Origin of the sequence: Actibacterium sp. 188UL27-1, from assembly GCF_016901225.1 — a bacterium.
Taxonomy (GTDB): domain Bacteria; phylum Pseudomonadota; class Alphaproteobacteria; order Rhodobacterales; family Rhodobacteraceae; genus 188UL27-1.
The window spans coordinates 589,289-602,505 of record NZ_JAFEUL010000001.1; the positions used below are offsets into that span (position 1 = coordinate 589,289).

Consider the following 13,217-nt stretch of genomic DNA (forward strand, 5'->3'; position numbering starts at 1 on the left):
TGTTGGTATGATGTTTGATACGACCGTCCCGTTGGCGGATTTGGGCCAGAGGGCCCGTGATTTGGTAGTACAACCCTTGGCTGAGGGGCTGTGGCGTGTTCATCTTGGTTTTGTAAATGCCTATGCCATCGCGCTGGAGGATGGGATTGCGCTGGTCGATACCGGGCTGGTCATCCACGTGCCTTGGATTCTGCACAACATCCGGCCCCTGGGCCCGCTGCGGCACATCGTGTTAAGCCATGCCCATGTTGACCATGCAGGCGGCGCGCGACAGCTTTCCCAGTCGACCGGGGCAGAGGTTTGGGCAGGGCGCGCGGATGCTGCGATGTTGGAGCAGGGGCGCTGTTTGCGCGGGCATGAACCCTCGCCCTCGGTCAAAGGGTACGCCTTCACTTATGCCTTTGCACGGGTCCACGGGCCACGGATGCGGGCCTTGCCACGGGTCCATCCCCTTGATCACGGGGACGCGTTGCCTTTTGCGCCTCAGGTAAAGGTCATTGGGTTGCCCGGCCATTGCCTGGGCCAGATCGGATTGCGCTGGACGACGCCTGATGGCCTGCGGGCGCTCTTCATCGGCGATGCGCTGGGTCGTTTCCTCGAATTTGGGCACCCGATCCTTTACGAAGACCGGGCTGCTGGCATCGAGACGATCCGCCAAGTCGCTGCCTACGCCGCCGAAGCTGATATGGTTTTGCCAGGCCATGGTCGCCCGGACCAGAATGCGGCAGAAAACATTGCCCGATTTTCAGACCGGTTGACCGCATAGAGCGGAGTAATTTTTTTCCCTATCAAGCATTCCGGGTATCTTTTCCGGATGAGGAAAAATCCAAAAACTAGACTGGTCAAAACAAGTGCCCGGTGTTTGTTTCAAGTGCTTCTAATTTGCGCTTCAATCCAAAGTCATCAGCTTGGCTAAATAACGGTATCAAAGGAGATGATAGGAACTTGAAAGCGACGCTCAGCGCGCTGGTCTCAACGACGGGGGCAGCCGCAACGTTTTAACTTGAGGATCAATTCCTACAGGGCGGAACGCCTTGGAGTTTCGGGTACTATGACACTCACGGGGATCATACCTCGTTCACAACGTTAGGTATGGCCCTGGCAACCAGCAACGGCGTTGTTCATAGTTATGGAACCCTGAACGAACACAGCCGCATTGTTCAAAACACAAGTGGCCACGACGCGGTCGAGGGCACCAAGCCTTATGGTCAAAACCATGTGGTGTTACATTCCTTCGAGACCTTGGAAGGAGTTGTGATACGCTGGACTGCCGACTGTGTAATCTTTGCAGATATCAACGGCTTTTTCTTTCCTTAAGATGGCAGCCCATCGGCCACCAACACGAATGTATCCGTTGCAAAGTTCGGGATTGGTCCGGACGACTGGATCGTTAACGGAGCCAATGACATTGAGAAATTCAGCTTCTCATCGATCTCCTTGCAAGCCGATGACTATCTGGACTTCGTTGTGGGCGCCAACGGCGACCGGGGCAAACACTCCACGCGGCTTTCGGCCACGATGGAGACCAGTGCCGTCAGCCTTGCCGCCCATTTTGGCGGGCTCGGTGGTCTGGCGATGCCACGCCGCAAAGGATGATCGCAATATCTGTTACAAGCCTGGCCGCTGTAGGCCGGGCTTTATGCGTCTTTCCAATGCATTTCTGCGCCGAGAGCTGTGAGGTTTTCGACGAAATGCGGATGGGCGCGGCGGATCGGGTCGGCATTCAGGATGCTTGAGGTGCCTTCGACCTGCATCGCGACCAGCAGCAGGCCAACGATGACCCGGATGATATAGGGGGCCTCGACCTCCGCTGGGCGGAGCGTGTTGTTGCCAAAGACCACCAGGCGGTGCGGATCGGACAAATGCGCGCGGACCCCGAATTTGGCGAGTTCCCCGCTCCAGGAAAGCGCACCTTCATAGACCTTGTTCCAGAACATGACATCGCCGGTACAGCCCACGGCAACACCAATGGCCTGGGGCAGCAGATCCGCTGGGAAATAGGGCCAGGGGGCGGCCTCGATCTTGGGGATCATCTGCGCGGTCAGCGGCGGCGTCACCTCCCGTGTCCAGCCGGTCACCGTAACTTCGCCGCCGCCCAGTTCAAATTGCAAGCCGAGCTTGGCAAACTGATCAAGGATCAGGGGCATTTCCGATAGGATATCGGTTTCAACCGTCACACGCCCGCCGCTGACCCCACCAAGCGCCAGAAAGGTCGCAACCTCGTGGTGATCGTCGGGGACGCGCTGGGTGGTGCCGTTGAGGCCGTCGGCGCCCGTCACGGACAAGCGTGATGTACCTATCCCATCAATCTGCGCACCCATATCGGCCAGCATCTTGCAGACGGCCTGCACATGCGGCTCAGACGCCGCATTGGTCAGAACCGACGTTCCCTTGGCCGCGCTCGCAATCATCAAAAACGTCTCGGTCGCGGTGACGGAGGCATATTCCGCCCAGATCGACGCCGCACAGGGCCGCGCGCTCATTTCCAGCGACATGGTGCGGCCGCCCGAAACCTGCGCGCCGAACGTTTCCAAGAACCGGATATGCGGGTCAATCTCTCGGATGCCCAAGGCGCAACCTTTGGCGTCAATGTCGAATGCCAGTCGGCCCAAACGTTTCAGCGCGGGGGCCAGCAACAGGACGGCAGATCGGATACCAAGCGGCAATTCCGGCAGATCACCGGTCGTGCACACGCCGCCATGGTCCAGATCCAGGGTTCCGGCGGCCGCATCATAGCGCACGTCAGATCCAAGCTGTTCGAAATACGCGACCAATTTGCGCACATCCGTAATCTCGGGGACATTCGTCAATCGCACTGGCTCGGTCGTGAGCAGGGACGCGCAGATCATTGGTAGGACCGCGTTCTTGTTGCCAGACGGGCGGATGCGCCCGTTCAACGGCTTTGCGCCGTTCAGGATGAGGGTTGTCATCGTTCTGCTCTGCCTTGTTTGCTGCCCGGCCTTTGTTTTGCGCGTTGCGCCAATCGGTGCAACAGATGTCCGACGACACCGGAACGCAACGGAAAGCGGCAAAGCTCTGCCATGTTGCCTATGCCTTAACCCTTTCAACCCCTCTGCACCATGCCTATAAACACTGAAGTCTGCGGCGCGGGGGGACTCGGGGATCAGCGGATCAATGGGGTAAGGAACGCACAGGCATGTCCCTTTTTAACGGGTTGTTTTCGCAAGACATGGCGATCGACTTGGGCACGGCGAATACGCTGGTCTATGTCAAAGGTCGCGGTGTGATTTTGAACGAGCCATCGGTGGTGGCCTATCACAGCAAGGCAGGTCGCAAGGAAGTGCTGGCAGTTGGTGAGGATGCCAAGATGATGCTGGGGCGGACGCCAGGCAGTATCGAGGCTATTCGCCCCATGCGCGAAGGCGTGATCGCAGATTTTGACACCGCTGAAGAGATGATCAAGCATTTCATCCGGAAGGTGCATAAGCGCACGACCTTTACCAAACCCAAGATCATCGTCTGCGTGCCCCACGGCGCTACTCCAGTGGAAAAGCGTGCTATCCGCCAATCGGTGCTGAGCGCGGGCGCGCGCAAGGCCGGTCTGATTGCCGAACCCATCGCGGCAGCGATCGGGGCGGGGATGCCCATCACGGATCCTACGGGGTCGATGGTCGTGGATATCGGCGGCGGTACTACCGAGGTGGCGGTGCTGAGCCTTGGGGATATTGTCTATGCCCGGTCGGTTCGGGTGGGGGGCGACCGCATGGATGAGGCCATCATCAGTTATCTGCGTCGCCAGCAGAACATTCTGATCGGGGAAAGCACTGCGGAACGTATCAAAACCTCCATCGGGACGGCGCGCATGCCCGATGATGGCCGCGGCATGTCGGAATTGATCAAGGGCCGCGATCTGTTGAATGGGGTGCCCAAGGAAACTGAGGTCAGCCAGGCGATGGTGGCCGAGGCGCTGAACGAACCTGTGCAACAGATTTGCGAGGCTGTCATGACTGCGCTGGAAACGACGCCGCCTGACCTGGCAGCCGATATCGTGGATCGCGGAGTAATGCTGACAGGTGGCGGCGCATTGTTGGGCGAATTGGACCTGGCCTTGCGCGAACAGACGGGGCTTGCCATTTCGGTCGCCGATGAGGCGCTGAATTGTGTTGCCTTGGGCACCGGCAAGGCGTTGGAGTATGAAAAGCGCCTGCGCCACGTTATAGACTACGATAGTTAAACCGCTCTTCGGAGATCCGATTGGCCAACGACACCCGTGCCCAGATCGACTATGCCAGCCCGATCCGCCGCATCCTTGTGGGGGTCATGGTGGTGTTCTGTCTGGGGCTTTTTCTGTTGTGGCGCATCGACAGCCCGCGGGTGGAGCGGTTTCGCGCAGCCCTGATCGATCAGGTCATGCCGAGCTTTGAATGGGCATCCATTCCGGTGCAGAAGGCGTCAGGTATGGTCGACGATTTTCGCAGCTATCAGAGGATCTGGGAGCAAAACAAGGAACTGCGCCGCGAATTGCAGCAGATGAAGGCCTGGAAAGAGGCTGCGATCCAGTTGGAGCAGCAGAATGCCAAACTTCTGGCGCTGAACAACGTGCGGCTTGATCCAAAACTGACCTCGATTTCGGGTGTGGTGGTGGCCGATAGCGGCTCCCCGTTTCGGCAGTCGGTGCTGCTGAATATCGGGCGCAAAGACGGGATTATGGATGGTTGGGCCACGATGGATGGTCTGGGCGTTGTCGGGCGGATCAGCGGTGTGGGCGAGAATACCAGCCGGGTGTTGCTGCTGACCGACGCGGCCAGCCGCATTCCGATCACGATCCAGCCGTCGGGACAGCGCGCGATATTGGCCGGAGACAACACGACAGCCCCACATGTGGATTTCCTGGAAAACGCCGATCTGGTGCGACCCGGTGATCAGGTCGTCACGTCGGGCGATGGCGGGGTGTTTCCGTCTGGTCTGCTGGTTGGGCAGTTGACCCAAGGACGCGACCGGCGGCTGCGGGTCCGGCTCAGCGCTGACTATGAGCGGTTGGAATTTCTGCGGGTCATGCGCAGTCACGAGGCCGAGGTCATCAACGATGCCGGCGGGTTGATCGTGCCACCGCAACCTGTGCCCACGGCGGAAGCGCCCGCCACACCCGCACCGCAGGAGGCCGATGATGGTTGATCCGGTCGCCGCACGTCTGTGGTCCTATCGGGGAGTGTTCGTGGCGCTGATCGCAGTGCTCGCCTTTGTCCGCATCCTGCCCTTGAATACGGTGCCCGGCGGTTGGCCAGGACCGGATCTGATGTTGGCGCTGACCTTTGCCTGGATCCTGCGCCGCCCCTCATACGTGCCCGCGCCGTTGATAGTCGGCGTTTTTCTGTTCTGCGATCTTCTGTTTCAGCGTCCGCCGGGTCTATGGACTTTACTGGTTCTTGTGGGAACTGAATTCCTACGCGCACGTCAGGCTTTCAGCCGAGAGATCCCGTTGCTTCTGGAATGGGCCATGGTCTCGGCCGTGCTGGCTGTCATGATCGTGGCCGACCAATTGATTTTGTCCTTGTTCCTGTTGAACGCGCCCGCGGTTGGTCCGCAAGGCATCCAGGTCCTGTTTACGATTGCGGTTTATCCTTTGGTGGTTGCGTTTACTTCTTTCGTCTTGGGCATACGGAAAGCCTCCCCCGAAGAGGTGTCTGCCCTGGGAGCCCGACTATGAGACGCCCACAGCGCGAAATCGAGGAAAGCGCCAGCCGCATCACCCGGCGTGGCCTGCTTTTGGGCGGGGCCACTGGCGCGTTCATGGCCGTTCTGGCCGGGCGGATGCGCTACATGCAAGTCGAGGAGGCCGACAAGTTCCGCCTGTTGGCCGAAGATAACCGGATCAGGTACGATCTTATCCCGCCCAATCGGGGGCTGATCTTTGACAGGGTCGGAACGCCCATTGCGACGAACGAACAGACCTATCGCGTGGTGTTGATGCCTGAGGATGTCGAGGATCTGGACCATACTTTTGCGCTGTTACAACGGCTGATCCCCCTCACGGCGGAGGATATCACAGATGTTCGCAAGGAGATCCGCCGCGCGGCACCCGGTGCCCCTGTCACCGTGGCCGACCGACTGAGTTGGGAGGATATTGCAGAGGTTGCTGTCAATGGCCCCACCCTGCCTGGTGTGCATCCAGAAGTGGGCTTGTCGCGCGTTTATCCGCGCCAAGGCGATTTCGCCCATGTCGTGGGATATGTGGGCCCGGTCAGCGACTATTACCTGAGCAAGATCGAAAACCCGGATCCCCTTTTGCTGACGCCGCGCTTTCAGGTGGGCCGGGTCGGGGTCGAGGAAAAGCAAGAAGCCGTTCTGCGCGGTCGTGCCGGCAATAAGCAGGTCGAAGTCAATGCCCGCGGTCGCGTCATGCGTGAGTTGGAGCGGGCCGATGGTGATGCTGGCCGCGACGTGCAGTTGACAGTTGACGCCAAGCTACAACGCTTTGTCCAGGCCCGGCTGGCTCCTGAAAGTGCCAGTGCCGTGGTCATGGACGTGGACACCGGCGATCTGTTGGCCATCGCTTCGGCCCCGTCCTTTGACCCAAACAAGTTTGTCCGCGGGATCAGTCAGGCTGATTACAACGCCTTGACCGCCGATGACCATCGCCCGCTGGCCAACAAGTCAGTGCAGGGTCTTTACCCACCGGGATCCACATTCAAGATGGTCTCTGCCCTGGCCGCTCTGGAAGCGGGTGTCGTGACAGCGGGCGAGACGTTCTATTGCCCCGGTCACAAGGAGGTCGGTGGGCGGCGTTTTCATTGCTGGAAACGGGGTGGACATGGTTGGGTCGATCTTCATACTTCGCTGAAACGTTCCTGCGACGTCTACTACTACGAATTGGCCGAACGTGCCGGGATCGAACGGATAAGCGCCATGGCCCGCCGCCTTGGCCTGGGGGAAAAGTTCGATATCCCGATGTCTGCGGTGGCCCAAGGTCTTACCCCAACGAAATCGTGGAAGGCGCAGCGGCATAAACAGGATTGGGTGGTCGGCGACAGCCTCAATGCCTCCATCGGGCAGGGTTTCGTGCTGACCTCACCCCTGCAATTGGCGGTGATGACGGCGCGGTTGGCCACGGGCCAGGGGATCGCGCCGCGACTTGTCAAATCCATCGACGGTGTCGAACAACCCGTGATCAATGGTGGCCCATTGGGTCTGGGCCCCACGACCATGACCCAGATCCGCAAGGCCATGTATGCGGTGACCAACCACCAGGGTGGGACGGCCTATAGCAGCCGGATTATCGCAGAAGGGATGCGCATGGCGGGCAAAACGGGGACCAGCCAGGTCAGGTCCGTTGTGGTCCGCAACGAAGACGTCCCCTGGGAAGAACGCGACCACGCCCTGTTCGTGGCCTACGCCCCCTTTGACCGCCCTAAATACGCTGTTTCGGTGGTCATCGAGCATGGCGGTGGTGGTTCTCGTGCCGCCGCACCTGTCGCGCGCGATATCATGTTGCAGGCGTTGTATGGTGAATTGCCGCCGTTGGAGGCTTATCCCAAAAAGCAGCATTGGGAGATTGAGCAACGCCAAAAGAACCTGCCCCTTGGCCTTGGCGAAGGTGGCCCAGGTATCAGCGACCGGGCCTGAGGCAGCGCCATGAGCTTTCTGGAATATAACCTCAAGACGGTGCCGTCCGGTCTGTCCAAGGTGTTGTACCTGAACTGGGCGATTATCCTTCTGCTGACGACCATCGCATCGGTCGGGTTCTTGATGCTGTATTCCGTGGCAGGGGGCGATATGGGCCGTTGGGCTGAACCGCAGATGAAGCGTTTCGCCGTTGGCCTGGTCGGTATGATCGTGGTTGCGATGGTGCCGATTTACGTTTGGCGCAACACGGCGGCACTGGCCTATGTCATGTCCATCGGACTGCTTGTGGTGGTCGAACTTTTTGGCAGCACCGGCGGCGGGGCACAACGCTGGATTGACCTGGGCTTCATGCGATTGCAGCCCTCGGAGGTGATGAAAATCACGCTTGTGATGCTGTTGGCTGCTTATTACGACTGGTTGGACCTCAAGAAAACCAGCCGTCTGATCTGGGTGCTGATCCCCGTCATGCTCACCCTTTTGCCGACCTTTCTGGTCCTGCGCCAACCAGACCTCGGCACGGCCTTGTTGTTGGTTGCAGGTGGTGGTTTGGTCATGTTCGCCGCCGGGGTCCATTGGCTTTACTTCGCAGCTGTGGTGGCCACCGGGGCTGGCGCCGTGACCGCCGTGTTTCAAAGTCGCGGTACGGCATGGCAGCTTTTGGCGGATTACCAATACAACCGGATCGATACCTTCATCAGTCCGGGCGATGATCCGCTGGGGGCAGGCTACCACATCACCCAGTCAAAAATCGCCTTGGGCTCGGGCGGGTGGACGGGCAAGGGATTCATGCAAGGCACGCAATCGCGCCTCAATTTCCTACCTGAAAAGCACACCGACTTTATCTTTACCACGCTGGCAGAAGAATTTGGCTTCATCGGTGCCTTCTCTCTTTTGGTTCTCTATGGACTATTGATCCTGTTTTGCGTGGTCTCTGCCTTGCAGAACAAGGATCGGTTTTCGGCTCTGCTCATCCTCGGCGTTGCAATGACGTTTTTTTTGTTCTTTGCGGTTAACATGTCGATGGTGATGGGGCTGGCCCCGGTTGTGGGCGTCCCGCTGCCGCTGGTCAGCTATGGTGGATCGGCAATGTTGGTCTTGCTCTTGGCGTTTGGATTGGTGCAATCAGCCCATGTGCACAGGCCGCGGGGACGGGTATGACCATCAACATCATGTTTTCGGCGGGAGCCGCACGGTGGGCGGAATATGAAACGCACCTGCGACTTTCCTTGGAAGATATGGGGTTGGACTACCGGCTGGATCTGGATCTGGGCCCCCCGGATGCGGTCGACTATGTGATCTATGCCCCCAATAGTGCGCTACAGGACTTCACTCCCTACATACGCTGCAAGGCTGTTTTAAACCTTTGGGCCGGGGTGGAGGAGGTCGTGGATAACCCGACCCTCACCCAGCCCCTCGCGCGGATGGTCGATGATGGTCTGACCCAGGGAATGGTTGAATGGGTGACCGGCCATGTGCTGCGCCATCATCTGGGTATGGATGCCCAGATCCGCAAGGAAGGCGACTGGAACGCCTTGCGCATTGTACCACCGCTTGCCAGTCAACGGCGGGTCACCATCCTAGGGTTGGGTGCCCTTGGTGCGACGGTTGGGCAGGCACTGGCGGGTCTTGGCTTTGATGTGGTGGGGTGGAGCAGGTCGGCCAAACATGTCTCCGGCGTGACGTGTCTGTTCGGGACGGATGGGTTGCAAGAGGCTTTGTCTGGCGGGCAGATCCTAGTTCTGCTGCTGCCCCAAACCTCAAAAACCGAAAACCTTTTGGATGCGACGCGACTGGCCCAGATGCCGAAAGGCGCCGTTGTCATCAATCCTGGTCGTGGTCCATTGATCAACGATGAGGCCCTGCTTGCCGCTTTGGATAGCGACCATCTTGACCACGCCACGCTTGACGTTTTTTGGGTGGAGCCTTTGCCGAATGACCACGTCTTCTGGACGCATCCAAAAGTGACCGTTACGCCCCATATCGCATCGGAAACCCGGGCCAACACGGCGTCGCATGTCATTGCGGAAAATATCCGCCGGGGTGAAGCCGGCGAGCCATTCCTGCATCTGGTCGACCGACAGACCGGCTATTAAAGACCGCTCCCTATCCGCTCTCACTGCATGCGGGCACTGTTGGCATGGTCTCAAATTACTGCGCTTTCAGGCGTTGCGCGATTTGTTTCGTGCTCAGGACCATTGTCGCCTCTGTCGGTGAATGGCCTCCTGCTTTTCCATATCACGACAAGCCCCTTTTTCCGAAGTCCCATGGTAAACCACGCGTGGATGATCGGCGCGTCCTGAGTGAAATTATTTTCATCAATCGCAATGACTTGCTTTGGCACGATGCACCTGCAGAATACAAGCCGCACAAAACACTCTACAACCGTTGGAAGCGGTGGAGGTCAGTGGCAAACGCTCGTGGTTCGAGTGCCGCCACGGACAGGGCGTCTTTGCCCGGATGATGATGGGTCTGGCTGTCGATCACGGCGAAGAGAAAACCGTCATGACTGATGTGACCTCTCTCAAAGCACATCGCAAGGCTTCCAGTATGGGCGTGAAAAGCGGGCGTGGACGCCTGATTGGTCGCACCAGGGGCGGCATGAACACAAAGCTGCACGCCATCTGTGATAGATGAGCCAGGTTAGCAACATCGATCCGAGCGACAATGGCGCATGACGTCCCTTTGAACCTGTTCATCACTGCGGGTCCCCCTGTCGGCAGATTTGGCTTTGCCGAATAGCCTGCCTGGCAAAGGGTCGGCGACTGAATCGGAGCGCAGGTATTGGTGAGTAGCCTACCGAAAGTGGACTGATTTCTCGGAGATCGCGGCTATGATGCCGATTGGTTCAGAGAAGCGTTGCCAGACTAGGGGATACGCGCCTGCGTCCCGGGCCGCAAACAGCGGAAGACACCGGTAAAGTATGACAAGCGACAAATCGGGTAGAAATCATGTTCGGCATGCTGAAAGACTGGCGGCGCGTCGCTACTCGATATGGAGTTGGAGTTCCCCCGGTTTCGTGGACACTTTTTCACTGATGAAGGAGCGTTTTCCATGCCGAGAACGAGGAACCCTTACCCGACGGGATTCAGGGAACAATTGGTTGCGCTGGCGCGAGCTAGTCGCAGTGTTGAAAGTCTGGCGCGGGAATATGAGCGCTGTGCTGCGACAATCCATGATTGGGTCAAACAGGCCGGTGTCGATGATGATGAACGTGATGACCGCCTGACCAGCACAGAAATGGAAGAACTGCGCCAGTTGCGCAAAGACGTCAGGCAGCTTCGGCAAGAGCGGGACATCTTATCAAAGGCCGCGGCTTGGTTTGCACACAACGACGTGACATCGCGGAGGTCTTCGAAATCATGACCGCAAACCAAGCCGAGTATTCTGTCCAAGTGATGTCGCGTACCTTGGGCGTATCCCGCAGCGGTTTCTACGCCCATCACAGCCGCCCGCCCAGTGCCCGACAGGCTGCCGATGATGCGCTCACCGACCGGATCGTCACCATCCACGAGGTATCGAAGGAAACCTATGGTGCGCCACGCATTCATGCTGAACTGGCGGATGAAGGTGTGCATGTTGGTCGCAAGCGCATTGAACGCCTCATGAAAGCCAAAGGCTTGAGGGGCGTCAGCCGCCGCAAGTTCGTTGTCACTACAGAACGCGATCCACGCGCCCGGTCAGCCAGTGATCTGGTGGACCGAAACTTCTATGCGGATTAGCTCTGTTGCGCAAATTGCCAGATGGCCGAGGTTCCCCTTTTCCCGAACGGACTTATCCCGCGGCCTCTGTGACAGGGATGCCGAGCGCGGTGTAGCCGTTCAGAACGGCGATACGGACCTGAAGCTCGACGACCTGTCGGTCGAAGTCCCGTGCCATGAGGCGCTGCCCCAGCAGTTTCACACAGTGCCTCTTCGTTTCGACGCGGCTTCGGCGGTCGTATCCGCTCCATCGTCGCCAGAGGGCACGACCGAGGTATTTCAATGCCCGCAGTGCTTCGTTTCGTGCGACCGCGCCGGCGGTGACTGTCTTCCACTGTTTGGCGTTCTTGCGGGGCGGAATGACAGCGTGGGCGTCACGGTCAGCGATGGCATCGTGGCATTTGCGCGGTGAAGGGCGTCTCGGAATTGATCCGGAGGATCAATTCAGCCCTGAACGGGCAGAGCCCCGGGTCGTAGGCACCGTCGGCGGTGACGCTGCCGATCTGCTCGTGCGCCGGAATCTGTTTGAGCAGGTCGGGTAACACCGGCGCATCGCCGATGTGGCTACCTGTGATCTCCACGGCCCGAACCTCCAGCGTTTCCTCATCAATCCCCAGATGGATCTTGCGCCAGACGCGCCGTTTCGGGCCGCCATGCTTGCGTGTGTGCCACTCGCCTTCGCCCTCAACCTTGATCTCAGTGCTGTCGATCAGCAGGTGCAGCGGCCCCTTGGACCCGCGATACGGTATGTTCACAGCCAGGGTCTTCTGGCGGCGGGACAGGGTGCTGAAGTCAGGCACCGTCCAGTCGAGGCCAACCAGCTGCAGCAGGCTCTCGACGAAGCCGGTCGTCTGCCTGAGCGCCATGCCGAATATCACCTTCATCGAAAGGCACATCTGGATGGCGGCATCGCTATAGGTCTGCTGGCGGCCACGCCTGCCTGTCGGCAAGGCATCCCAGCTCATCTCGGGGTCGAACCAGATCGTCAGCGAGCCACGGCGCTTGAGCGCTTCGTTATAGGCCGGCCAGTTCCTGGTCCTGTAGATCGGGGGGGTAGGTCTGCTCCATGCAGCCCAGCTACCACGCTGGATTCACGTGATGAATCCTCCATAGCATTTGTGCAACAGAGTCATTGGGTTGGAAAAGCCCGGTCGCATTCGAACGCAAGGTGGCCTAAACGAGCACCAGGAGCGGCACGAAAACGCGACAGGTCCAAACCCTGTCGCGGCGTCCCCCTTTAGCGCCCGCTGCCTGGTGGTGGTCGCGGATGACGGGACTGTCGATCATTTGCAGGGCGTCCGGAACAGCTCCGCCATGGTTCAGGGCTTCGAGAATGTCCTCCCACAGCCCCGCCAGCGTCTAGCGCCGGAACGGCCTGTAAACGCTTGACCATTTGCCGAACTCTTCGAGCAGGTCCCGCCAAGGCGATCCGGTGCGCGCAATCCAGAATATCCGGTCCAGAACACTGCGATGATTGGAGGGTTTGCGCCCGTTCCGGGCATGTGCAGCAAGGATGACGTGTTCAAAGAACGCCCATTCGTCGTCCGTCATCAAGTCTCGTGCCAAGCCGGTCTCCATCGCAGATACCAGCGTGAAGCATGCCGACGATACAGTGTGAACCCCTGTTGTCAACACAACCTAACGGAGTTCTTGATGACACCCGCCGCGTCGGCACTTGAGACTCTTGTGGTCCCCAAGCTGCCTGTTAGCATTACAAATCAACCGAAAGATCCCAGAGCAAACCGGCCCCTATCAACGGGAAAGATCACTTTCACAAAAAGCCATAACAATCGGTTGACGCATTGGAGATCGTGACCTGCTCCCCTTAGAGTCCGCTAATTTAGGTTAGCTCTGTTCAGGTTTTGGTCTTCCTTTGACCGGTTAGCATATTCGGCTGGCGTCATACCAGCGAGGCTTGTGTGCGGACGGTGGTTG

Annotated in this window: 11 protein-coding genes and 3 pseudogenes; 11 read left to right on the forward strand and 3 right to left on the reverse strand. The window is 58.9% G+C overall.

Annotation, left to right across the window (positions count from 1 at the left end; genetic code table 11):
* Positions 1 to 10: 10 nt before the first annotated feature.
* A complete protein-coding gene (locus IU397_RS03040; protein WP_204410508.1) occupies positions 11 to 766 on the forward strand; it encodes an MBL fold metallo-hydrolase in 756 nt (251 codons plus the stop codon).
* Positions 767 to 1,437: 671 nt separating this feature from the next.
* The gene (locus IU397_RS03045) at positions 1,438 to 1,596 is read left to right on the forward strand and encodes a hypothetical protein (protein ID WP_204410510.1); all 159 of its coding nucleotides are present in this window, start codon (positions 1,438 to 1,440) and stop codon (positions 1,594 to 1,596) included.
* Positions 1,597 to 1,637: 41 nt separating this feature from the next.
* Here IU397_RS03045 and IU397_RS03050 read toward each other — a convergent pair whose 3' ends face one another.
* Complete coding sequence (locus IU397_RS03050) at positions 1,638 to 2,930, reverse strand: UDP-N-acetylglucosamine 1-carboxyvinyltransferase (RefSeq protein WP_204410512.1); 1,293 nt, start codon at positions 2,928 to 2,930, stop codon at positions 1,638 to 1,640.
* 227 nt (positions 2,931 to 3,157) lie between these two features.
* Here IU397_RS03050 and IU397_RS03055 point away from each other — a divergent pair, with 227 nt between their 5' ends.
* The 9 genes and pseudogenes from IU397_RS03055 (at position 3,158) to IU397_RS03095 (ending at position 11,303) form a co-directional block, all read left to right on the forward strand.
* The gene (locus IU397_RS03055; protein ID WP_204410515.1) at positions 3,158 to 4,195 is read left to right on the forward strand and encodes a rod shape-determining protein; all 1,038 of its coding nucleotides are present in this window, start codon (positions 3,158 to 3,160) and stop codon (positions 4,193 to 4,195) included.
* A gap of 20 nt (positions 4,196 to 4,215) precedes the next feature.
* A complete protein-coding gene (gene mreC / locus IU397_RS03060) occupies positions 4,216 to 5,136 on the forward strand; it encodes a rod shape-determining protein MreC (RefSeq protein WP_204410517.1) in 921 nt (306 codons plus the stop codon).
* Positions 5,129 to 5,668, forward strand: a complete 540-nt coding sequence (locus IU397_RS03065) for a rod shape-determining protein MreD (RefSeq protein WP_204410519.1) — start codon at positions 5,129 to 5,131, stop codon at positions 5,666 to 5,668. Before mreC ends, IU397_RS03065 begins: the two co-directional genes overlap by 8 nt.
* Positions 5,665 to 7,584, forward strand: coding sequence for a penicillin-binding protein 2 (mrdA, locus tag IU397_RS03070; protein ID WP_204410521.1), 1,920 nt, complete (start codon positions 5,665 to 5,667; stop codon positions 7,582 to 7,584). The genes IU397_RS03065 and mrdA overlap by 4 nt, the downstream gene beginning before the upstream one ends.
* A gap of 9 nt (positions 7,585 to 7,593) precedes the next feature.
* Positions 7,594 to 8,742: a rod shape-determining protein RodA gene (gene rodA / locus IU397_RS03075; RefSeq protein WP_204410523.1), complete on the forward strand. Its 1,149-nt coding sequence runs from the start codon at positions 7,594 to 7,596 to the stop codon at positions 8,740 to 8,742.
* Positions 8,739 to 9,677: a glyoxylate/hydroxypyruvate reductase A gene (locus tag IU397_RS03080; protein ID WP_204410524.1), complete on the forward strand. Its 939-nt coding sequence runs from the start codon at positions 8,739 to 8,741 to the stop codon at positions 9,675 to 9,677. Before rodA ends, IU397_RS03080 begins: the two co-directional genes overlap by 4 nt.
* Before the next feature lie 101 nt (positions 9,678 to 9,778).
* A pseudogene (locus IU397_RS03085) lies at positions 9,779 to 10,577 on the forward strand (transposase); the annotation flags it as partial.
* A 58-nt stretch (positions 10,578 to 10,635) separates the two neighbouring features.
* Positions 10,636 to 10,947, forward strand: coding sequence for a transposase (locus IU397_RS03090; RefSeq protein ID WP_204410527.1), 312 nt, complete (start codon positions 10,636 to 10,638; stop codon positions 10,945 to 10,947).
* Positions 10,944 to 11,303, forward strand: a complete 360-nt coding sequence (locus IU397_RS03095) for an IS3 family transposase (RefSeq protein ID WP_204410529.1) — start codon at positions 10,944 to 10,946, stop codon at positions 11,301 to 11,303. Before IU397_RS03090 ends, IU397_RS03095 begins: the two co-directional genes overlap by 4 nt.
* A 52-nt stretch (positions 11,304 to 11,355) precedes the next feature.
* Here the strand turns inward: IU397_RS03095 and IU397_RS03100 are convergent.
* A pseudogene (locus IU397_RS03100) lies at positions 11,356 to 12,373 on the reverse strand (IS5 family transposase).
* 139 nt (positions 12,374 to 12,512) lie between these two features.
* Positions 12,513 to 12,860: pseudogene (locus IU397_RS03105) on the reverse strand (transposase); the annotation flags it as partial.
* Positions 12,861 to 13,217 lie beyond the last annotated feature (357 nt).

Coding starts and splice junctions, on each gene's coding strand:
- mrdA (WP_204410521.1), top strand. CDS start 5,665: ATGAGACGCCCACAGCGCGAAATCGAGGAAAGCGCCAGCCGCATCACC.
- IU397_RS03090 (WP_204410527.1), top strand. CDS start 10,636: ATGCCGAGAACGAGGAACCCTTACCCGACGGGATTCAGGGAACAATTG.
- rodA (WP_204410523.1), top strand. CDS start 7,594: ATGAGCTTTCTGGAATATAACCTCAAGACGGTGCCGTCCGGTCTGTCC.
- IU397_RS03040 (WP_204410508.1), top strand. CDS start 11: ATGTTTGATACGACCGTCCCGTTGGCGGATTTGGGCCAGAGGGCCCGT.
- IU397_RS03050 (WP_204410512.1), bottom strand. CDS start 2,930: ATGACAACCCTCATCCTGAACGGCGCAAAGCCGTTGAACGGGCGCATC.
- IU397_RS03095 (WP_204410529.1), top strand. CDS start 10,944: ATGACCGCAAACCAAGCCGAGTATTCTGTCCAAGTGATGTCGCGTACC.
- IU397_RS03065 (WP_204410519.1), top strand. CDS start 5,129: ATGGTTGATCCGGTCGCCGCACGTCTGTGGTCCTATCGGGGAGTGTTC.
- IU397_RS03080 (WP_204410524.1), top strand. CDS start 8,739: ATGACCATCAACATCATGTTTTCGGCGGGAGCCGCACGGTGGGCGGAA.
- IU397_RS03055 (WP_204410515.1), top strand. CDS start 3,158: ATGTCCCTTTTTAACGGGTTGTTTTCGCAAGACATGGCGATCGACTTG.